The organism is Veillonella parvula (assembly GCF_018378075.1).
Taxonomy (GTDB): domain Bacteria; phylum Bacillota; class Negativicutes; order Veillonellales; family Veillonellaceae; genus Veillonella; species Veillonella parvula_K.
The window spans coordinates 1-1378 of the sequence record NZ_JAGZYE010000024.1 but is presented as its reverse complement, the minus strand read 5'-3'; the positions used below and the strand labels follow the sequence as shown (position 1 = coordinate 1378).

The 1378-nt window shown below is 45.2% G+C and carries 2 tRNA genes and 2 rRNA genes; all 4 read left to right on the top strand.

The window, feature by feature from the left end:
- Nucleotides 1-86: ribosomal RNA gene (locus tag KH286_RS09555) — 16S ribosomal RNA — on the top strand; the annotation flags it as partial.
- An 82-nt stretch (nucleotides 87-168) separates the two neighbouring features.
- Nucleotides 169-245: transfer RNA gene (locus tag KH286_RS09550), tRNA-Ile, on the top strand.
- 53 nt (nucleotides 246-298) lie between these two features.
- Nucleotides 299-374 (top strand) — tRNA-Ala (locus KH286_RS09545).
- A gap of 244 nt (nucleotides 375-618) precedes the next feature.
- A 23S ribosomal RNA gene (locus tag KH286_RS09540) occupies nucleotides 619-1378 on the top strand; the annotation flags it as partial.

The following is a 1378-nucleotide window of genomic DNA, read 5'->3' as shown; positions in this document are numbered from 1 at the left end:
GGGCGTTTACCACGGTATGATTCATGACTGGGGTGAAGTCGTAACAAGGTAACCGTAGGGGAACCTGCGGTTGGATCACCTCCTTACCAAAAACGAGAGACAATAAGTGTCCACACAGATTGATTGATATATTGTAGACAATATCGAGCAGAAAGCCGTTATTCCCTTGGGTCTGTAGCTCAGGTGGTTAGAGCGCACCCCTGATAAGGGTGAGGTCGGTGGTTCAAGTCCACTCAGACCCACCACTCAAACTGAGTGAGTGATGAAGGTGAATAAGGTGATAAATAAACGATGACATGGGGATATAGCTCAGCTGGGAGAGCGCCTGCCTTGCACGCAGGAGGTCAGCGGTTCGATCCCGCTTATCTCCACCACTTATCATCGTTAAGTAAATTGAGCATTTAATACTTAAAATGCTTTAATGAGTTTATTTAACGATGATAACTGAAAATGTTATTTCTGTTCTTTAACAACCAGGAAACAAGCTGAAAAACTGAAGAGACTTTCAAGTCCTTTTTAAGGATAAGAAAAAGTCTGAGTAAGAATAAAATCTTGATTGAACAAAAGCAATCAAGTGTTTAGTTGAAAACACAACATCAAGAATTTTTGAGGTTGTATAGTTAAGTGACTAAGCGTACAAGGTGGATGCCTTGGCAATCAGAGGCGATGAAGGACGTGCTAATCTGCGAAAAGCTTGGATGAGTCGATAAGAGGCGTTTAATCCAAGATGTCCGAATGGGGAAACCCAGTAGATGAAGAATCTACTATCACTTACTGAATCCATAGGTAAGTGAGGCAAACCGGGAGAACTGAAACATCTAAGTACCCCGAGGAAAAGAAATCAACCGAGATTTCGTTAGTAGCGGCGAGCGAACGCGAAGGAGCCTGTTAGTGATAATGACAGAGACAGAGGAACAAGCTGGGAAGCTTGGCGATACAGGGTGATAGCCCCGTACTCGAAGTCCAGGTCATGGTACTAAGCTAACGACAAGTAGGGCGGGACACGTGATATCCTGTTTGAAGATGGGGGGACCATCCTCCAAGGCTAAATACTCCTGATTGACCGATAGTGAACCAGTACTGTGAAGGAAAGGCGAAAAGAACCCCGGTGAGGGGAGTGAAATAGAACCTGAAACCTTGTACGTACAAGCAGTGGGAGCCCTTTAAGGGTGACTGCGTACCTTTTGTATAATGGGTCAGCGACTTATATTTTGTAGCGAGGTTAACCGAATAGGGGAGCCGAAGGGAAACCGAGTCTTAACTGGGCGTCTAGTTGCAAGGTATAGACCCGAAACCCGGTGATCTAGCCATGGGCAGGTTGAAGGTTGGGTAACACTAACTGGAGGACCGAACCGACTAATGTTGAAAAATTAGCGGA